At 61.0% G+C, this 18,379-nt stretch carries 29 protein-coding genes and 3 pseudogenes; all 32 read left to right on the top strand.

Annotation, left to right across the window (positions count from 1 at the left end; translation table 11 throughout):
* The first annotated feature begins 50 nt into the window (after positions 1-50).
* A pseudogene (gene rpsL, locus JCM25156_RS20420) lies at positions 51-412 on the top strand (30S ribosomal protein S12).
* A gap of 15 nt (positions 413-427) precedes the next feature.
* Positions 428-904, top strand: coding sequence for a 30S ribosomal protein S7 (gene rpsG, locus JCM25156_RS00990; protein ID WP_025811641.1), 477 nt, complete (start codon positions 428-430; stop codon positions 902-904).
* 93 nt (positions 905-997) lie between these two features.
* On the top strand, positions 998-2,188 hold the full coding sequence (tuf, locus tag JCM25156_RS00985; RefSeq protein ID WP_007399618.1) for an elongation factor Tu: 1,191 nt from the start codon (positions 998-1,000) through the stop codon (positions 2,186-2,188).
* Positions 2,189-2,292: 104 nt separating this feature from the next.
* Complete coding sequence (rpsJ, locus tag JCM25156_RS00980) at positions 2,293-2,601, top strand: 30S ribosomal protein S10 (RefSeq protein WP_007282720.1); 309 nt, start codon at positions 2,293-2,295, stop codon at positions 2,599-2,601.
* A 10-nt stretch (positions 2,602-2,611) separates the two neighbouring features.
* Positions 2,612-3,294 (top strand): annotated as a pseudogene (gene rplC / locus JCM25156_RS00975) (50S ribosomal protein L3).
* Positions 3,295-3,306: 12 nt separating this feature from the next.
* On the top strand, positions 3,307-3,921 hold the full coding sequence (gene rplD / locus JCM25156_RS00970; RefSeq protein ID WP_025811627.1) for a 50S ribosomal protein L4: 615 nt from the start codon (positions 3,307-3,309) through the stop codon (positions 3,919-3,921).
* Positions 3,922-3,956: 35 nt separating this feature from the next.
* Entirely contained in the window at positions 3,957-4,253 is a 297-nt protein-coding gene (locus JCM25156_RS00965) for a 50S ribosomal protein L23 (protein ID WP_183479344.1), read from the top strand.
* Between the two features lie 16 nt (positions 4,254-4,269).
* Complete coding sequence (rplB, locus tag JCM25156_RS00960; RefSeq protein WP_025811624.1) at positions 4,270-5,100, top strand: 50S ribosomal protein L2; 831 nt, start codon at positions 4,270-4,272, stop codon at positions 5,098-5,100.
* Between the two features lie 12 nt (positions 5,101-5,112).
* Complete coding sequence (rpsS, locus tag JCM25156_RS00955) at positions 5,113-5,391, top strand: 30S ribosomal protein S19 (protein WP_007399623.1); 279 nt, start codon at positions 5,113-5,115, stop codon at positions 5,389-5,391.
* 2 nt (positions 5,392-5,393) lie between these two features.
* Positions 5,394-5,795: a 50S ribosomal protein L22 gene (gene rplV, locus JCM25156_RS00950; RefSeq protein WP_025811622.1), complete on the top strand. Its 402-nt coding sequence runs from the start codon at positions 5,394-5,396 to the stop codon at positions 5,793-5,795.
* Between the two features lie 3 nt (positions 5,796-5,798).
* Positions 5,799-6,476, top strand: a complete 678-nt coding sequence (gene rpsC / locus JCM25156_RS00945; protein WP_007399625.1) for a 30S ribosomal protein S3 — start codon at positions 5,799-5,801, stop codon at positions 6,474-6,476.
* 54 nt (positions 6,477-6,530) lie between these two features.
* Complete coding sequence (gene rplP, locus JCM25156_RS00940; RefSeq protein ID WP_007399626.1) at positions 6,531-6,947, top strand: 50S ribosomal protein L16; 417 nt, start codon at positions 6,531-6,533, stop codon at positions 6,945-6,947.
* 1 nt (position 6,948) lies between these two features.
* A complete protein-coding gene (gene rpmC / locus JCM25156_RS00935) occupies positions 6,949-7,185 on the top strand; it encodes a 50S ribosomal protein L29 (RefSeq protein WP_025811620.1) in 237 nt (78 codons plus the stop codon).
* Positions 7,186-7,198: 13 nt separating this feature from the next.
* Positions 7,199-7,480 carry a 30S ribosomal protein S17 gene (gene rpsQ / locus JCM25156_RS00930; protein WP_025811618.1) on the top strand — a complete coding sequence of 94 codons (282 nt, stop codon included), beginning with the start codon at positions 7,199-7,201 and terminating at the stop codon, positions 7,478-7,480.
* A 15-nt stretch (positions 7,481-7,495) separates the two neighbouring features.
* Positions 7,496-7,864 (top strand): 50S ribosomal protein L14, encoded by a 369-nt coding sequence (gene rplN, locus JCM25156_RS00925; protein WP_007399629.1) that lies wholly within the window; start codon positions 7,496-7,498, stop codon positions 7,862-7,864.
* A complete protein-coding gene (gene rplX / locus JCM25156_RS00920; RefSeq protein WP_025811612.1) occupies positions 7,864-8,184 on the top strand; it encodes a 50S ribosomal protein L24 in 321 nt (106 codons plus the stop codon). Before rplN ends, rplX begins: the two co-directional genes overlap by 1 nt.
* A gap of 10 nt (positions 8,185-8,194) precedes the next feature.
* On the top strand, positions 8,195-8,764 hold the full coding sequence (gene rplE, locus JCM25156_RS00915) for a 50S ribosomal protein L5 (RefSeq protein WP_034957938.1): 570 nt from the start codon (positions 8,195-8,197) through the stop codon (positions 8,762-8,764).
* Between the two features lie 106 nt (positions 8,765-8,870).
* Entirely contained in the window at positions 8,871-9,176 is a 306-nt protein-coding gene (gene rpsN / locus JCM25156_RS00910) for a 30S ribosomal protein S14 (RefSeq protein WP_025811609.1), read from the top strand.
* Positions 9,177-9,188: 12 nt separating this feature from the next.
* Entirely contained in the window at positions 9,189-9,587 is a 399-nt protein-coding gene (gene rpsH / locus JCM25156_RS00905) for a 30S ribosomal protein S8 (protein ID WP_010506719.1), read from the top strand.
* A gap of 10 nt (positions 9,588-9,597) precedes the next feature.
* Positions 9,598-10,131 (top strand): 50S ribosomal protein L6, encoded by a 534-nt coding sequence (rplF, locus tag JCM25156_RS00900; RefSeq protein ID WP_025811607.1) that lies wholly within the window; start codon positions 9,598-9,600, stop codon positions 10,129-10,131.
* The gene (gene rplR / locus JCM25156_RS00895) at positions 10,131-10,493 is read left to right on the top strand and encodes a 50S ribosomal protein L18 (protein WP_025811605.1); all 363 of its coding nucleotides are present in this window, start codon (positions 10,131-10,133) and stop codon (positions 10,491-10,493) included. Before rplF ends, rplR begins: the two co-directional genes overlap by 1 nt.
* Positions 10,494-10,510: 17 nt before the next feature.
* Positions 10,511-11,089 (top strand): 30S ribosomal protein S5, encoded by a 579-nt coding sequence (gene rpsE, locus JCM25156_RS00890; protein WP_025811604.1) that lies wholly within the window; start codon positions 10,511-10,513, stop codon positions 11,087-11,089.
* Complete coding sequence (rpmD, locus tag JCM25156_RS00885; protein ID WP_025811603.1) at positions 11,082-11,270, top strand: 50S ribosomal protein L30; 189 nt, start codon at positions 11,082-11,084, stop codon at positions 11,268-11,270. Before rpsE ends, rpmD begins: the two co-directional genes overlap by 8 nt.
* A 1-nt stretch (position 11,271) precedes the next feature.
* Positions 11,272-11,760 (top strand): 50S ribosomal protein L15, encoded by a 489-nt coding sequence (gene rplO / locus JCM25156_RS00880; protein WP_025811602.1) that lies wholly within the window; start codon positions 11,272-11,274, stop codon positions 11,758-11,760.
* A 159-nt stretch (positions 11,761-11,919) separates the two neighbouring features.
* A pseudogene (gene secY / locus JCM25156_RS20415) lies at positions 11,920-13,268 on the top strand (preprotein translocase subunit SecY).
* On the top strand, positions 13,265-13,924 hold the full coding sequence (locus tag JCM25156_RS00865) for an adenylate kinase (RefSeq protein ID WP_025811601.1): 660 nt from the start codon (positions 13,265-13,267) through the stop codon (positions 13,922-13,924). Before secY ends, JCM25156_RS00865 begins: the two are co-directional and overlap by 4 nt.
* Before the next feature lie 231 nt (positions 13,925-14,155).
* The gene (gene rpsM, locus JCM25156_RS00860; protein WP_025811600.1) at positions 14,156-14,533 is read left to right on the top strand and encodes a 30S ribosomal protein S13; all 378 of its coding nucleotides are present in this window, start codon (positions 14,156-14,158) and stop codon (positions 14,531-14,533) included.
* 74 nt (positions 14,534-14,607) lie between these two features.
* Positions 14,608-15,000 (top strand): 30S ribosomal protein S11, encoded by a 393-nt coding sequence (gene rpsK, locus JCM25156_RS00855; protein WP_025811598.1) that lies wholly within the window; start codon positions 14,608-14,610, stop codon positions 14,998-15,000.
* Between the two features lie 120 nt (positions 15,001-15,120).
* The gene (locus tag JCM25156_RS00850) at positions 15,121-16,140 is read left to right on the top strand and encodes a DNA-directed RNA polymerase subunit alpha (protein WP_025811597.1); all 1,020 of its coding nucleotides are present in this window, start codon (positions 15,121-15,123) and stop codon (positions 16,138-16,140) included.
* 32 nt (positions 16,141-16,172) lie between these two features.
* Complete coding sequence (gene rplQ / locus JCM25156_RS00845) at positions 16,173-16,598, top strand: 50S ribosomal protein L17 (RefSeq protein WP_025811595.1); 426 nt, start codon at positions 16,173-16,175, stop codon at positions 16,596-16,598.
* A 169-nt stretch (positions 16,599-16,767) separates the two neighbouring features.
* The gene (locus tag JCM25156_RS00840; protein WP_025811593.1) at positions 16,768-17,811 is read left to right on the top strand and encodes an ABC transporter substrate-binding protein; all 1,044 of its coding nucleotides are present in this window, start codon (positions 16,768-16,770) and stop codon (positions 17,809-17,811) included.
* Positions 17,808-18,379, top strand: a 572-nt coding sequence (locus tag JCM25156_RS00830) for an ABC transporter permease (protein ID WP_025811591.1), incomplete at its 3' end; no start/stop codon positions are given. The genes JCM25156_RS00840 and JCM25156_RS00830, both read left to right, overlap by 4 nt.

Here is an 18,379-nt window from a genome sequence, read left to right as displayed (position 1 = left end):
TGCGGTTGGCCGGCCGAATTTTGTAAGGATCGGGAAAGGCGTATGCGACCATCAACCAGTTGATCGCGAAAGGTCGCGAGCCCGCAGCCAAACGCAACAAGGTACCTGCCTGCAGGGCTGTCCGCAGAAGCGTGGCGTTTGTACTCGTGTTTACACAACCACACCGAAGAAGCCGAACTCGGCTCTGCGTAAGGTGGCAAAAGTACGCCTGACCAACGGTTATGAGGTTGTGAGCTATATTCCGGGTGAGGGGCATAACCTCCAGGAACATAGTGTTGTCCTGATCCGTGGTGGTCGCGTTAAGGATCTTCCTGGCGTGCGTTATCACATCCTGCGCGGCGTTCTGGACACCCAGGGTATCGCCAAGCGTCGTCAGCGTCGCTCGCTCTATGGCGCGAAGCGTCCTAAGTAAAAGGAATAACGAGGCATGAGTCGCCGTCATCGCGCAGTCAAGCGTGAGATTCTTCCCGATCCGAAATTTGGTGACGTCGTCATTACGCGTTTCATGAACGCCCTGATGTACGACGGCAAGAAGTCCACCGCCGAAGGGATCGTCTATGGCGCCCTTGAGGTGCTGCGTCGCCGGGGTGGCGCAGCCGCGGACCCCGTGGTGATGTTCCACGGTGCGCTGGACAACGTCAAGCCGGCTGTCGAGGTGCGTTCCCGCCGTGTTGGCGGCGCGACATACCAGGTTCCGGTTGAAGTCCGGGCCGAGCGCCGCCAGGCGCTGGCCATCCGCTGGCTGATCGACGCTTCGCGCAAGCGGGGCGAGAACACCATGCAGGAGCGCCTGTCCAACGAGCTTCTTGACGCCGTCAACAATCGTGGCGCCGCGGTCAAGAAGCGCGAAGACACGCACCGCATGGCCGAAGCCAACAAGGCGTTCAGTCATTACCGCTGGTAAAGGCGGTCTGGCCGGTCTATCTACCGGCTCGACTTCCGAAACGGAACTTTCCAACCCGACTCTCGGCATGAGGCTGAGTTAACGGAGAAAACGATGGCAAAGGCTAAATTTGAGCGGAATAAGCCGCATTGTAACATTGGCACGATCGGCCACGTCGATCATGGCAAGACATCGCTGACCGCTGCTATCACCAAGACGCTGGCAAAGTCCGGCGGCGCCGAGTTCAAGGCGTATGACATGATCGACGCGGCGCCGGAAGAGCGCGCCCGTGGCATCACGATCTCGACCGCACACGTCGAGTACGAAACCGCGAAGCGTCACTACGCGCATGTCGACTGCCCCGGCCATGCTGACTATGTGAAGAACATGATCACCGGCGCCGCGCAGATGGATGGCGCGATCTTGGTGGTGTCCGCCGCCGACGGCCCGATGCCCCAGACCCGCGAGCACATCCTGCTTGCCCGTCAGGTCGGCGTGCCGGCTCTGGTCGTGTTCCTGAACAAGGTTGATCAGGTTGACGATCCGGAACTGCTGGAACTCGTCGAGATGGAAGTGCGTGAGCTTCTGTCCGCTTACCAGTTCCCCGGCGACGATATCCCCATCATCAAGGGTTCCGCCCTGGTGACGCTGGAAGATGGTGACCCGGAAGTGGGCGAAAACCGCGTTCTCGACCTGATGAACGCTGTTGACGAATACATTCCGCAGCCGGAACGCCCGATCGACCGTCCGTTCCTGATGCCGATCGAAGACGTGTTCTCGATCTCCGGTCGTGGCACCGTGGTGACGGGCCGTGTCGAGCGTGGCGCGGTGAACGTTGGCGACGAAATCGAGATCGTTGGTCTGCGCCCGACGCAGAAGACGACCGTGACCGGCGTTGAAATGTTCCGCAAGCTGCTTGATCGTGGTGAAGCGGGTGACAACATCGGCGCGCTGCTGCGTGGCACGAAGCGTGAAGACGTTGAGCGTGGCCAGGTGCTGGCGAAGCCGGGTTCGATCACCCCGCACACCAAGTTCAAGGCCGAAGCCTACATCCTGACGAAGGAAGAGGGTGGCCGTCACACGCCGTTCTTCACCAACTATCGTCCGCAGTTCTATTTCCGTACGACCGACGTGACGGGTGTTGTGCACCTGCCCGAAGGCACGGAAATGGTCATGCCGGGCGACAACGTCGCCATGGATGTGGAGCTGATCGCTCCGATCGCCATGGATGAAGGCCTGCGCTTCGCTATCCGCGAAGGTGGCCGTACCGTTGGTGCAGGTGTCGTTGCTTCCATCACGGCGTGATCGGACGTAACTGAACTGTGGCATCCCGGTCGGAGCAATCCGGCCGGGTTTCCATTGCGGATCGGGTTCCCCCGAATCAGGTAAAGTTGGACTGAAACAGAAAGATGGACAACCAGAACATCCGCATTCGCCTGAAGGCGTACGATCATCGGGTGCTAGACAACAGCACGAAGGAGATCGTCAATACGGCGAAGCGTACGGGTGCGCGGGTTCGGGGTCCTATCCCGCTGCCGACGCATATTGAACGGTTTACCGTAAACCGCTCCCCCCACGTGGACAAGAAAAGCCGCGAGCAGTTCGAAATTCGGACCCATCGCCGGCTGCTCGACATTGTCGAGCCGACCCCGCAGACCGTGGACGCTCTCATGAAACTCGACCTCGCCGCTGGCGTGGATGTCGAGATTAAACTCTAAGGTCCAGACGATGCGCACCGGATTGATCGCAAAAAAGCTGGGTATGACCCGGCTGTTCAAGGAAGACGGCACACATGTGCCGGTGACTGTCCTGCAGGTTGATGATCTGCAGGTGGTTGATGTCCGTACCACCGAACGCGACGGCTACACGGCCGTGCAGCTCGGCGCGGGCAAGGCCAAGGTCAAGAATGTATCGAAGCCGAACCGCGGCCATTTTGCCAAGGCCAAGGTCGAGCCCAAGAAGAAGCTGGCTGAATTCCGCGTTGCGGATGATGCCGTTCTGGAAGTCGGGGCTTCTCTGTCCGCCGCCCATTTCGTGGCGGGGCAGAAGGTGGACGTTACCGGCACCAGCAAAGGTAAGGGTTTCGCTGGCGCGATGAAGCGCTGGAACTTTGCCGGTCTCGAAGCCACCCACGGTGTCTCGATCAGTCACCGTTCCCATGGTTCGACGGGTAACCGTCAGGATCCGGGTAAGGTCTTCAAGAACAAGAAGATGGCTGGCCATCTCGGTTCCGAGCGTGTGACCACGCTGAACCTTGAGGTAGCGGCTGTCGACGCGAGAAGAACCTCATCATGATCCGTGGCTCCGTGCCGGGCGGAAAGAATGAAGTGGTTCTGGTTCGTGATGCGATCAAGAAGGCCCGTCATGCCGAGGCGCCGTATCCGGCGGCCCTGGTTGAGGCTGCGGGCTGAGGATAGAGGGCAATGGATTACGAAATCAAAACCCTCGATAACGGGAGCGCAGGTACCGCCAGCCTTCCGGACGAGATTTTCGCCGCAACGCCGCGCACGGATATCATGGCGCGTGTGGTGCATTGGCAGCTGGCCAAGCGCCGGGCAGGGACGCACAAGGTCAAGGGCATGGGGGAAGTCTCCGGCACGACCAAGAAGCCCTACCGCCAGAAAGGCACGGGTAGCGCCCGTCAGGGTTCGCTGCGTTCGCCGCAGTATCGTACCGGTGGTGCGGTCCATGGCCCGGTCGTGCGTGACCATGGCTATGACCTGCCCAAGAAGGTGCGTCGCCTGGGCCTGATTTCCGCCCTGTCGCAGAAGGCGGCGGAAGGAAAGCTGGTCGTGCTCGAAGCGGCGACCGCGTCGGGCAAGTCGGCCGAACTGGCCCGGAAGCTGAAGGTTCTGGGCTGGACGTCTGCGCTGATCGTGGATGCGGCGGTTGAAGAGAACTTCGGCCGCGCCGCGCGCAACCTGCCGAAGATCGACATTCTTCCGACAGTGGGCGCGAATGTCTATGACATCCTCAACCATGAGGTGCTGGCGATCACCCGCGCCGGGGTTGAGGGCCTGAAGGAGCGTCTGGCATGACCAACATCCTGGCAATCCGCAAGAAGGCGGAGCGTATGTCCCGGGAAGCGATGTACGACATCATCCGCTCCCCCCTGATCACGGAAAAGGCGACAGCCCTGTCCGAGAAGAATCAGGTCGGTTTCAAGGTCGCGATCACCGCGACGAAGCCGGAGATCAAGGTAGCGGTCGAGACGCTGTTTGGTGTGAAGGTTCTGGGTGTGAACACACTCATCCAGAAAGGGAAGGCCAAGCGCTTCAAGGGACGTCCCGGCCAGCGTTCGGATGTGAAGAAGGCGTTTGTCCAGCTTGCTGAAGGTCAGTCCATCGACCTGACCGCGAAGCTGGTCTGACGCGGGGTGACAAGAAATGGCATTGAAGCACTTTAATCCAGTTACCCCCAGCCTGCGCGGAACGGTTCTGATCGACCGCAAGGAGCTGTGGAAGGGCAAGCCCGTAAAGGGCCTGACCGAGGGGAAGAACAAGAGCGGCGGTCGTAACAACCACGGCCGCACCACCTCGCGTTTCATCGGTGGCGGACACAAGCAGTCCTATCGCTATGTTGACTTCAAGCGTCGCAAGTTCGACGTAGTCGGCACGGTGGAGCGTCTGGAATACGATCCGAACCGCACGGCGTTCATCGCGCTCATCAAGTATGAAGACGGCGAACTGGCCTACATCATCGCGCCGCAGCGCCTGAAGGCGGGTGATCAGGTTGTCGCCGGTGCGCGCGCCGACATCAAGCCGGGCAACGCGATGCCGCTGTCCGCCGTTCCGGTGGGCACGATCATCCACAACATCGAGCTCAAGGCCGGTGGCGGTGGCAAGATTGCACGTTCCGCTGGCACCTATGCCCAGCTGGTCGGCAAGGATATGGGTTACGCCCAGATCAAGCTGCAGTCCGGTGAGCTGCGTGTTGTCCGCGCGGAATGCATGGCGACCATTGGCGCCGTGTCTAACCCGGACAACATGAACCAGCATATGGGCAAGGCCGGCCGCAGCCGCTGGCTGGGCCGCCGTCCGCATAACCGTGGTGTTGTCATGAACCCGGTTGACCATCCGCATGGCGGTGGTGAGGGACGCACCTCGGGCGGGCGTCATCCGGTTACGCCATGGGGCAAGCCGACTAAGGGTTACAAGACCAGGGTCAACAAGCGTACGGACAGTCTGATTATCCGTCGCCGGAAGACCGGCAAGTAAGGGGCATTTAAGATGGCACGTTCCGTCTGGAAGGGCCCGTTCGTGGACGGGTATCTGCTGAACAAAGCCGATGCATCGCGCGCATCGGGCCGTAACGAAGTGATCAAGATCTGGTCGCGTCGATCCACCATCCTGCCGCAGTTCGTCGGGCTGACGTTCGGCGTCTATAACGGGCACAAATTCCTGCCCGTGCAGGTCTCCGAGAATATGGTGGGGCACAAGTTCGGTGAATTTTCGCCGACCCGTACCTTCACGGGTCATTCTTCGGACAAGAAAGCGAAGCGGGGCTGATCATGAGCAAGCCTAAGCATCCGCGCACGCTCGCGGAAACCGAAGCGCAGGCCATGACGCGGAATATCCGCATCAGCCCGCGCAAGCTGAACCTTGTTGCGGGTCTGATCCGCAACAAGCCGGCCGGGCAGGCGATCGCCACGCTCACTTTCTCCAAGCGGCGTATCGCCCAGCAGGTCAAGAAGACCCTGGAAAGCGCGATCGCCAATGCCGAGAACAACCATCAGCTGGACGTTGACCAGCTGGTTGTCGCCCGCGCAGAGGTGGGCAAGTCGATCGTGATGCGTCGTTTCCACGCACGTGGTCGTGGCCGTTCGGCCCGCATCGAGAAGTTTTTCAGCCACCTGACCATCGTTGTGGCTGAAAAGAAGTCCGAAGCTGAAACCGAAAAAAAGGCAGCCTGATCCATGGGACATAAAGTTAATCCGATCGGGCTGCGGCTCGGTATTAACCGGACATGGGACAGCCGCTGGTACGCCGATGCCGATTATGCGCGCCTGCTGCATGATGACCTGAAGCTGCGCGCCTATCTGCGTCGCAAGCTGTCCGGTGCGGGTGTGTCCCGTGTGGTTATCGAACGTCCGGCCAAGAAGCCCCGCGTTACCATCTACGCGGCCCGTCCGGGCGTGGTGATCGGCAAGAAGGGGCAGGATATCGACGTGCTGCGCAAGGATCTGGCCCGCATGGCCAAGACCGATGTCGCGCTGAACATCGTCGAGATCCGCAAGCCGGAAATCGATGCGACCCTCGTGGCCGAGAACATCGCGCAGCAGCTCGAACGTCGCGTTGCGTTCCGTCGCGCCATGAAGCGCGCCGTGCAGTCCGCCATGCGCCTTGGCGCGCAGGGTATCCGGATCAACTGCTCGGGCCGTCTGGGCGGCGCGGAAATCGCGCGTATCGAGTGGTATCGCGAAGGTCGGGTGCCGCTGCATACGCTGCGCGCGGACATCGATTATGGTGTGGCGACCGCCAAGACGACCTATGGCACCTGTGGTGTGAAGGTCTGGATCTTCAAGGGCGAGATTCTTGCCCATGATCCGCTGGCGCAGGACCGTCGCGCCGCCGAACAGGCCCCGCAGCGCTGATCTGCGCGGTCAAATGGACCTAGATGCGCCAGGCGGCGCGTGAGGATTTAGAAAATGCTTTCTCCCAAGCGGACAAAGTACCGCAAGGCCCACAAAGGGCGCATTCATGGGTTGGCCAAGGGTGGCACAACCCTGAATTTCGGGGCTTTTGGCCTGAAGGCTCTCCAGCCTGAACGGATCACGGCCCGCCAGATCGAAGCTGCCCGTCGTGCCATTACCCGCGCCATGAAACGTGCGGGTCGTGTCTGGATTCGGATTTTCCCTGATCTTCCGGTCTCGACAAAGCCCGCAGAAGTGCGTATGGGGTCCGGCAAGGGGTCGCCTGAATACTGGGTGGCTCGTGTGAAGCCGGGTCGAATTCTGTTCGAGATCGAAGGTGTGCCGCCGGAAGTCGCGCGTGAAGCGCTGGCTCTTGGCGCGGCGAAGCTGCCGATCAAGACAAAGTTCGTGACCCGTATCGGAGAGGCGTGAGATGGCGAAGGCAACAAAGCCGGCCGATCTGCGTGCCAAGACTGTTGAAGAACTGGATACGCTTCTCGTCGATCTGAAGCGCGAGCAGTTCAATCTTCGGTTTCAGCACGCGACCGGCCAGACCGAGGGGCAGTCCCGCATGCGTGAGGTCCGTCGTGACATCGCGCGTGTGAAGACGATTGCGACCGAAGTTGTGAAGAAGAGTTCCGCTGGCCAGGCGCCGGCAGTAAAGTCCTGAAGGGAGACGGGCGATGCCAAGGCGCGTCCTGACCGGAAGGGTAACCAGCGACAAGATGGACAAGACCGTAACGGTTCTTGTCGATCGTCGCGTTATCCATCCGTTGTATAAGAAGTTCATTCGTCGCTCGAAGAAGTATGCGGCGCATGACGGCTTGAATGAATGCAAGGTGGGGGACATGGTGCGCATTGAAGAATGCCGCCCGATTTCCCGCCGCAAGACCTGGACTGTCGTTGTCCGGAATGGTCAGCCGCTCGCGGCTGCCGCCGGTGCCGCGTCTGGTACGCAGGCGTAAAGAAGGGCATAGACCATGATCCATCCCGAGACCAACCTTGACGTGGCCGACAATTCCGGTGCCCGTCAGGTGCAGTGCATCAAGGTGCTGGGCGGTTCCAAGCGGAAGACTGCCTCGGTCGGCGACGTGATTGTCGTGTCCGTCAAAGAGGCCATTCCCCGCGGGAAGGTAAAGAAGGGCGACGTTCACCAGGCGGTGATCGTCCGTACTTCCTACCCCGTGCGCCGTGCGGATGGCAGCGCCATCCGGTTTGACCGCAACGCGGCCGTGCTGATCAACAAGCAGCAGGAGCCGATTGGCACGCGTATCTTTGGCCCGGTCGTGCGCGAACTGCGTGCGCGCAAGTTCATGAAGATCATCTCGCTGGCACCGGAGGTGCTGTAATGGCTGCTCGTATCAAGAAGGGTGACCAGGTTCTGGTCACCACTGGTGGTTCCAAGGGAATCCGTGGCGAGGTTGTTACAGTCCTGCCGGCGGCCAACAAGGCTGTCGTCCGTGGCGTGGCAATCGCCAAGCGGCATACCCGTCCGTCCCGCATGGGTGAGCAGGGGGGCATCATCCAGAAGGAAATGCCTGTACACCTGTCCAACCTGAAGCTGATCGATCCCAAGAGCGGCGACCCGACCAAGGTGGGTTTCCGGGTTCTGGAAGATGGTCGCAAGGTTCGCGTCGCCAAGGCGACCGGCGAAGTTATCGAAGGCTGAGGAGGCGGGTATGTCTGAAGTGAAAGAGGCCCGCCCTGTGCCGCGCATGCAGCAGCGCTACAGGAACGAGCTGCGCGCGAAGCTGCGCGCGGAATTCGGGTACGAAAACGAGATGCAGATTCCGCGTCTCGAAAAGATCGTCCTGAACATGGGCGTGGGCGAAGCCGCCGGTGACCAGAAGAAGCTGGACGCCGCCGTCAAGGAAATGACCCTGATCGCGGGGCAGAAGCCGGTCAAGACGGTTGCCAAGAAGGCGATCGCGGGCTTCAAGATCCGTGAGGGTCTGCCGATCGGGTGCAAGGTGACGCTGCGTCGCACGCAGATGTTCGAATTCCTGGACCGTTTTGTCACGATCGCCCTGCCGCGCGTGCGTGATTTCCGTGGGCTGCCGGCGAACAAGGGTTTTGACGGTCGTGGCAACTTCGCCATGGGCCTGAAGGAACAGATCGTCTTTCCGGAAATCGAATACGACAAGGTAGACGAGATCCGGGGCATGGACATCATCTTCGTGACCACCGCGAAGACGGATGCGGAAGCAAAGGCTCTGCTCAAGGCGTTTGATCTGCCCTTCGCTGCATAAAAATGTAGCGAAAGGGCTTCCGTCTGAAGTCCAGAAGACCTAATAGACACGTTGTTTGGAAAACCGTTGGGAATGGCCCGACAGGTTCCGGAGGGTAAAACAAGGTATGGCCAAAATTTCCGCCGTTAACCGGAATGTCAAGCGCGAGCGCATGGCAATCCGGGACCGGGCTAAGCGGACAGCACTGAAGAACATCATCATGGACCGGTCTCTGCCGGTTGAAGATCGTTTCGATGCATCGCTCAAGCTTGCTGAACTTCCTCGCAATGGTTCGCGCGTCCGCGTGCGCCTGCGCTGCAAGTTGACGGGGCGTCCGCGCGCCAATTACAGAAAGTTCGAACTCTGCCGTATCGCCCTGCGCGACTTGGCCTCCAATGGTCAGATCCCGGGTATGGTCAAATCGAGCTGGTAAGGGCAGGGAACGATGTCACTTTCTGATCCGTTGGGTGATCTGCTCACCCGGATCCGCAATGCGCAGCGTGCACGGCATGCCGCATGCGTCGCGCCGGCTTCCAAGCTGCGCGCCAGTGTCCTGGAGGCCCTGCGCCGCGAGGGCTATATCCGTGGTTTCTCCCGTGAGGAACTGCGCAAGGGCGTGGCCCAGTTGCGTATCGAGCTGAAGTATCTCGATGGCGAGCCGGTCATCAAAGAAATCCACCGTGTGTCCAAGCCGGGACGCCGCGTCTATTCCAAGATCAAGGAACTGCCGCGTGTCTATGCCGGGCTGGGTGTGTCGATCCTGTCGACCCCGCGCGGTGTCCTGTCCGATGCGGAGGCCCGCGCTGCCAATGTTGGCGGTGAAGTCCTCTGCCGTGTGTTCTGAGGAGGGATAAATGTCGCGAGTGGGCAAATATCCCGTCGAAGTTCCGTCGGGTGTGCAGGTTTCCATTGCTGATGGCGTGCTGACGGCAAAGGGGAAGCTGGGCGAACTCAAGCTGCCGCTGTCCCGTCATGTCGCGGTTGACGTTGCGGATGGCAAGGTTGCGGTCAAGCCGACCGATACCGCTGCCCAGGCCCGCATGATGTGGGGGACCACCCGTTCCCTGATCGCGGGAATGGTCAAGGGCGTGTCCGAAGGGTTTTCCAAGACGCTGGAAATTACCGGAACGGGTTATCGCGCCGCGGTGCAGGGCAAGAACCTGGTCATGAATCTCGGTTATTCGCATGACATCGTCTATGCGATTCCCGAAGGGATCAAGATCACGACGCCGCGTCCGACCGCTGTCACCGTCGAAGGTATCGACAAGCAGCGTGTCGGTCAGGTTGCGCTTGACATCCGTAGCTTCCGCAAGCCCGAACCCTACAAGGGCAAGGGTGTCCGTTATGAAACGGAAACCATCCGTCGCAAGGAAGGCAAGAAGAAATAATGAGCACGCAGAAGGATCTGCGGGAACGGCGGCGTCAGCGTCTCCGTTTCCAGCTTCGCCGCAAGAGCGGTGGCCGTCCGCGTCTGTCGGTGTTCCGTTCGGGCAAGAACATCTACGCCCAGGTGATCGACGACGCTGCTGGCCGTACACTGGCCGCGGCATCGTCGCTGGACAAGAACCTGCGTTCCATCCTGTCGGGTGGCACGGACGTCAAGGCGGCGGGTGCGGTTGGCAAGCTTCTGGCGGAACGCGCGGTGGCTGCCGGTGTGTCGAAGGTCGTTTTCGACCGCGGCGCTTATCTCTATCATGGGCGTATCAAGGCCCTGGCGGAGGCTGCCCGTGAGGGCGGTCTCTCGTTCTGACGAAAGGGTCACGCATAATGGCACGTGAACCGAGAGAAGGCGGCCGGGGTGGTCGCGATCGCGACCGCGAGGGCGATGATCTGGTCGACAAGCTGGTCACGATCAATCGTGTTGCGAAGGTTGTAAAGGGCGGTCGTCGCTTTGCATTCGCAGCACTGGTCGTGGTTGGTGACCAGAAGGGACGCGTCGGGTTTGGCGCGGGCAAGGCCCGTGAGGTTCCCGAAGCGATCCGCAAGGCAACCGACCGTGCGAAGCGCGCGATGATCCGCGTTCCGATGAAGGAAGGCCGTACGCTGCATCACGATGTGGCCGGTCACTTCGGGGCGGGCAAGGTTGTCCTGCGCTCCGCGGATGCGGGCACGGGCATCATTGCCGGTGGTCCGATGCGCGCGGTGTTCGAGAGCCTGGGCATCAACGATGTGGTGGCCAAGTCCCTTGGAACCCGGAACCCGCACAACATGGTCAAGGCGACATTCGCCGCGCTGGAGCGTTGCGCCAGCCCGCGTTCGGTCGCCAACCGCCGTGGCAAGAAGGTTTCGGACATTCTGGGGCGTCGCGAGGCGGCGGTAGCAACGGAGGCTTCGGCTGATGTCTGATACCAAGGCGACTGTCCGCGTCACCCAGGTGCATTCCGGGAACGGGCGCAAGCCGGGCCAGCAGGCGACGCTGGTTGGTCTCGGCCTGAACAAGATCGGTCGGACCCGTGAGCTGGAGGATACGCCTTCGGTTCGCGGCATGATCCGCAAGGTGTCCCACCTGATCAAGGTGGAGGATTGAGATGAACCTGAACGAACTCCGTGACAACGAAGGCGCGCGCTACACCAAAAAGCGCCTTGGTCGTGGTATCGGCTCCGGCAAGGGCAAGACATCCGGCAAGGGTGTGAAGGGCCAGAAGGCGCGCTCCGGTGTGTCGCTGAACGGCTTCGAGGGTGGTCAGCTTCCGATCTACCGCCGTCTGCCCAAGCGTGGATTCAAGAACATTTTCCGCAAGGAATATGCCATCGTGAATCTGGGCGCGCTGGACAAGGCGATTGCCGCGGGCAAGGTCGATGCCAAGGCTCCCGTGACCGAGGAAGTGCTGGCGAAGGCTGGTCTGGTCGGTTCCGGTCGTTTCGCCGGTATCCGCCTTCTGGCGGATGGTGAACTGAACCATGCCGTCACGATTGAAGTGGCCGGAGCTTCGGCCGGTGCCGTCGCCGCCGTTGAAAAAGCGGGCGGCAAGGTGCAGGTCAAGGCGCAGAAGCAGCAGGCTCCTGCCGCAGAATGACCGTTTCCGGGCACAGACATGTTCTGTCCCTGAAGCATGATAAAAGCGATGCTGCTTGCACTTGGCGGGCGCATCGCTTTATTACTTTTTGCGGTTTTTTTTATCATGACAGCGTCCCCGTTTCCTGCGGTGACGCTGTTCTTGTGAAAGGATGGGCGCATGGCCTCCGCGGCCGAACAGTTGGCTGCCAATCTGAATTTCAGTTCCTTTGCCAATGCGACGGAACTGAAGAAGCGCATCTGGTTCACGCTGGGTGCGCTGATCGTGTATCGGATCGGCACCTATATTCCCGTTCCTGGCGTCGATGCGACGGTCATGGGGCAGCTTCTGGCCCGGCACCAGGGCGGCATACTTGGCATGTTCGATATGTTCACGGGTGGTGCGCTGGGGCGCATGACCGTGTTCGCGTTGAATATCATGCCCTACATCAGCGCCTCGATCATCGTGCAGTTGATGTCGGCGGCGATTCCGTCGCTTGAGGCGCTGAAAAAGGAAGGTGAGGGCGGGCGGCGCAAGCTGAATGAATATACGCGCTACCTGACCGTAATCATCGCGCTGTTCCAGGCCTACGGCATCGCGATCGGGCTTGAGAACATGCATACGGAGGCCGGGTCGGCCGTCGTGTCGCCCGGGGTGTTCTTCATCGTTTCGTGTGTGCTGACCCTTGTGGGCGGGACCATGTTCCTGATGTGGCTGGGCGAGCAGATTACGTCCCGGGGGGTGGGGAACGGCATTTCGCTGATCATCTTCGCCGGTATCGTGGCCAATCTGCCCAATGCGATGGCGAGCCTGTTCCAGCTTGGCTATACCGGGGCGCTTTCGCCATTTTTCGTCATGGTGTTTCTGGTGCTGGCCGCCGTGACCATTGCGTTCATCGTGTTCATGGAACTGGCGCAGCGGCGTGTGGTCATCCAGTACCCCAAGCGGCAGGTCGGCCAGCGCATGTTCGGTGGCGATTCGACCATATGCCGCTGAAGGTCAATACGGCGGGTTCGATTCCACCGATCTTCGCATCTTCCGTTCTCCTGATTCCGGTCACGATTTCCGGCTTCGTGAACAACAGTTCGATGCCGGGATGGCTGTCCTTCCTGGGGCAGGAACTGGGGCAGGGACAGCCGCTTTACATGCTGTTCTATGCGGGGATGATCGTCTTCTTCTCCTATTTCTACGCGGCGGTGACCTTCAACCCGCAGGAAACGGCGGAGAACCTGCGCAAGCAGGGGGGATTTGTGCCGGGTATCCGTCCGGGTGCGAATACGGCCACCTTCTTTGACAGGATCCTCACGCGCATCACGACCATCGGCGCGCTGTATCTTGTTGCCGTCTGCCTGTTGCCCCAGATCCTGATCAGCCATTACAACGTGCCTTTCTATTTTGGCGGCACCAGTCTGATCATTATCGTGACCGTGACGATCGATACGGTGACACAGGTGCAGTCTCACCTCGTCGCGCACCAGTATCAGGGACTCATGCGCAGGGGACGGGGCAGAAAGGGCAGAATGCGTTGAATATTATTTTTCTCGGACCGCCGGGCGCCGGAAAGGGCACCCAGGCCAAGCGGCTGGAAGAACGGTATGGAATCGCCCAGATTTCCACGGGCGACATGCTTCGGGCCGAAGTCGCGGCGGGAAGTCCGCTGGGGCAGAAGGTCAAGAGCATCATGGCGGAAGGCGGGCTGGTGCCCGACGACCTGATCATTACGATGATCGAGAGCCGCATCCAGCAGCCGGACTGTGCCCATGGGTTCATTCTGGACGGCTTCCCGCGCACGCGGGCGCAGGCGGAGGCGCTGGACACCATGCTGGCGCGCAGCGGGCGGCATATCGACGCCGTGCTGCTGCTGGACGTGGATGAGAACGCCCTCGCCGACCGTATCGCGGGCCGCTATACCTGCGCGAAGTGTGGCGCCGGGTATAACGACCTGTTCAAGCGGCCGAAGGTGGCTGGCACCTGCGATGTGTGCGGGGGCCACGACTTCATCCGCCGTGACGACGACCGGCGCGACACCGTGGCCGCGAGGCTGCGGGCCTACCGTGAACAGACCGCGCCGATCCTGCCTTATTATGAGGCGGAGAAGCGTCTGTACCGTGTGGACGGCATGGCGGACATTGATACGGTAACCCGGGAAGTCTTTGGTGTTATCGACCGTATCACTAAAAAGTGATGCAAAATAATTGACTCGGAAGGGGGCGGCGGTATATTGCGCGCCCTCAAGGTATGAGCGTCGCATGAGTCGGTCACGATGACACGGCAGGTGCGGCCTGAATGAATGATGATGGGGTTGGCCGGTTTCAAGCCGGTATGTTCACGGCGCTCCTGCCAGATAGGGCAGGTGGTGTGACGCAGCCCTGCCTGAATGTTAGTGCCCCGAAAGGGCGGACGAGGAGTAAGTGGCGTGGCGCGTATTGCCGGCGTGAACATCCCAACCAACAAGCGGGTTACAATTGGCCTGCGCTATATCTATGGTATCGGGGCTACCAAGGCCCAGGCGATCTGCGATCAGCTGGCGATCCCGGCCGAGCGCCGCGTGAACGAACTGTCGGATGACGAGATCGGCAAGATCCGTGAACTCATCGACAGCGAGTATCGCGTTGAAGGTGATCTGCGCCGTGAAGTGGCGATGAACATCAAGCGTCTGATGGACCTGGGTTGCTATCGTGGTCTGCGTCATCGGCGTGGGCTGCCTGTCCATGGTCAGCGGACACATACCAACGCCCGTACCCGCAAGGGTAAGGCCGTGGCTATTGCGGGCAAGAAGAAGGCTACCCGCTAATCAGCGGATTGCCCGGTATGCGTGGGGCGGTATGCGCTCCATGCACCGTTTGAACTGACAGGATCGAGAAAACTATGGCGAAAGCTGCGGCTCCGCGTATTCGCAAGAAAGAGCGGAAAAACATCATTTCCGGTGTGGCGCATGTGCTGTCCACCTTCAACAACACCATGATCACCATCTCGGATGCGCAGGGCAATGCGATTGCCTGGTCCTCCGCTGGTGCCCAGGGCTTCAAGGGTTCGCGCAAGTCCACGCCGTACGCGGCGCAGGTTGCCGCCGAAGACGCGGGCCGCAAGGCGCGCGAGCACGGCATGGAGACGCTGGAAATCGAGGTTTCCGGTCCGGGTTCGGGGCGTGAGAGCGCACTGCGCGCCCTGCAGGCTGTCGGTTTTTCGATCACGGCCATTCGTGACATGACGCCAGTCCCGCACAACGGCTGCCGTCCGCGCAAGCGCCGTTGCGTCTGATCCGCAATCTGTAAGTCGTATTCCCCCGCATGCGGGGGAAGATTGTCATTCCGGTATCTCCATGTGGGGTACCATCTGTCGCCCCCGCGGGCGGCAGATCAGTCTTGAAAGGCCATTACCTTGGTCCTCCAGAAAAACTGGCAATCCCTGATCAAGCCGGAAAAGCTGGAAGTCGAACCGGGGGCGGAACCTTCACGTGTTGCCACCGTCGTGGCCGAGCCGCTGGAACGCGGTTTTGGCATGACGCTGGGCAATGCGATCCGTCGGGTTCTGCTGTCGTCCCTGCAGGGGGCTGCGGTTACGGCAATCCAGATTGACGGCGTGCTGCATGAATTCTCGTCGGTGGCGGGTGTTCGTGAAGACGTGACCGATATCGTCCTGAACATCAAGCAGCTTGCCCTGCGCATGCATGGCGAGGGGCCCAAGCGCATGGTGCTGACGGCCACGGGGCCGGGTGAAGTGCGTGCGGGCCAGATCCAGACCGGCCATGACATCGAGGTCATGAACCCCGACTTGGTGATCTGCACCCTTGATGAAGGGGTGAAGTTCGGGATGGAATTCACCGTGAACATGGGCAAGGGCTATGTTCCGGCAGCGGCGAACCGCCCGGAAGATGCGCCGATCGGCCTGATCCCGGTGGACGCCATCTATTCGCCCGTGCGGCGCGTGTCCTACAAGGTCGAGCAGACCCGCGTGGGGCAGGTGACGGATTATGACCGTCTGCTGCTGACGGTCGAGACGAACGGCGCCGTGACGCCTGAAGATGCCGTGGCGCTTGCCGCGCGTATCCTGCAGGATCAGCTTCAGCTCTTCATCAACTTTGACGAGCCGCGCACGGTCCGCACGGAAGAGCCGCAGGATGACCTGCCGTTCAACCGTAACCTGCTGCGCAAGGTCGATGAGCTTGAACTGTCGGTCCGTAGCGCGAACTGCCTGAAGAACGACAACATCGTCTATATCGGTGATCTGGTTCAGAAGACCGAGCAGGAGATGCTGCGCACCCCGAACTTCGGCCGCAAGTCGCTGAACGAGATCAAGGAAGTCCTGACCGCCATGGGGCTTTCACTGGGTATGAATGTCCCGGCCTGGCCGCCGGAAAATATCGAAGATCTGGCAAAGAGGCTCGACGAGCCGTTCTGATCCTCTGAACCGGAAAAACAGGAAATTACATCATGCGTCACGGTGTTGCCGGCCGTAAGCTCGGCGTTACCTCGTCCCATCGACTGGCCATGTTTCGCAACATGGCTGTCGCCCTGATCAAGCACGAACAGATCACCACCACCCTGCCCAAGGCGAAGGAACTGCGCCCGGTTGTGGAAAAGCTGATCACGCTGGGCAAGCGTGGTGATCTGCATGCCCGCCGCCAGGCTTTCGCCCAGCTGCGTGACGACAAGATCGTGTCCAAGCTGTTCGCCACGGTGGCGGACCGGTACAAGACGCGCTCGGGTGGTTACACCCGCGTGCTGCGTGCCGGCATGCGCCATGGTGACGCGGCCGATATGGCCGTGATCGAACTGGTGGATCGCGATGTCTCGGCCAAGGGGCAGGATAGCGGCCCGCGCCCGGAAACGGCGCAGGAAGCTGATCTGGCTGCCTGAGAGACTTCGTCTTTCCCTGAAAAGCCCGGCTTTGGCCGGGTTTTTTTTGTGCCCATTTTTAATCTAACATTTTTCTATCGTTATATAGATATTCAATCCATATTGTGTATGTTTAGAAAAGGGCATCACCACGCAGGGCGTACCCTGCATTTCCGACAGGGCTTTATTCATGACAGGATCGAATTTCAGGCGTGCATTCCGTCGGGGCTTTTATGCTCTTGTGGCCATGATTGGACTGGTCGGCGGCGCGCAGGCGGCGACGGTGCGGGTGGGTTACATCCCGGTCATCGGTTCGGCGCCGCTTTTTGTCATGCAGGGCAAGAACTGGGCGCATGATGCGGGCATCGACCTGCAGCTGGTCCGCTTCCAGTCCGGGCCGCAGGCAGTGCAGGCGCTGGTTTCGGGCCAGATTGATGCGTACGTGGCGGGGGTGCTGCCGCTGTTGCAGGCGCGGGCGCACGGCGTGGATGTAAAGGTCGTGGCCAGCGCCGCGATCGAGGAACTGGAGGTCGTGTCGCGTGGGGCGCTGGCTTCGGGGCTGCCTGAAGAGCCCAAGGCGCTGACGCCCGAAGCCCTGCGCCAGCGTTTTGCCGATTTTGCTTCCGTGACGGACCGCATGCCCAAGATTGCCGCCCAGCCGCAGGGTTCGGTGCCCGATACCCTGTTGCGCTACTGGCTGAAGGCCCGCAACGGGCTCGACCCGGCGCGGGTGGCCAACATCATCGGTATTGATATTGACGCGGCCCAGCAGGCGTTTCTGGCCGGGGCGGTGGATGGCGCGATCCTGCGTGAACCGGCGCTGACCATTATCCGCCACCGGATTCCCGGCATGCGGGTGCTGGCGACCGGTCATGACCTGATGCCCGGCCAGCCGGGTTCCGTGCTGGCGATCGTGAATGAAAACGCGCCCGACCGGGCGGCGTGGAAAGGCCCGTTCATAGCCAGCTTCGTCAAGGCGACGCATCTGCTGGCCACCGACCCGGAGCAGGTTGAACCCTATGTGCAGCAGGCGCTGGGTGGGGGTATGCTGCCACGGGAAATCATTATCGAGGCGCTGAAGGCGTCCGCATCGGGTTACGTGTCCGATCCCGCCGCCATTGTGACCGCCGTGGGCCAGCTGCAGGATTTTCAGGTGCAGATGGGTGTACTGCAGAAGGCGGAGCCGGTCTCGTCCCTGTTCGATCTGGATAGTTACCGGCAGATCCCGCAGTGAGCCTGAAGGGGTCCATCCTGCTGCGCCCCCTGCTGGGGGCCATTGGCCTGATCGTATTGTTCGGGGGGTGGGAAGCCGCGATCCGGCTGGGATGGGTGCCGTTCGGGCTGTTGCCAGCGCCTTCTTCGTTAGGACCGGCCTGGCTGGGGGAGGTGCGTAACGGGGCATGGCTCCAGGCCATCCGCGACAGCCTGACGCATTATATGACCGGGCTGGTGATCGGGTCCGTGACGGGTGCGGTGATCGGGCTGCTCTGCGGGGCGATGCCAGTGCTTGATGCGCTGCTCTCCGGGGTGGTGCGGGTGTTGCGCCCCATTCCGGGGCTGGCGTGGGTGCCCTTCGCCATTCTGTGGTTCGGACTGAACACGGCGGGCGCCACGTTTGTCATCGCCATTTCGGTTTTCTGGATCAATTTCTACGCGGCCTATGGGGCCGTCCACGCCATTGACCCGGAACTGTATGAGGTTGCGGCCTCCTTCGGTCATGGCGGGTTCTGGGCGCGGATGCGGACGGTGGTGGTGCCCGGTTCGGCCCCCGGCCTGCTGGCCGGGCTGCGCACGGGGCTGGG

Source organism: Komagataeibacter kakiaceti JCM 25156 (assembly GCF_000613305.1).
Note: the sequence above shows the minus strand (reverse complement) of the source record. Positions and strands in the feature narration are given on the sequence as shown.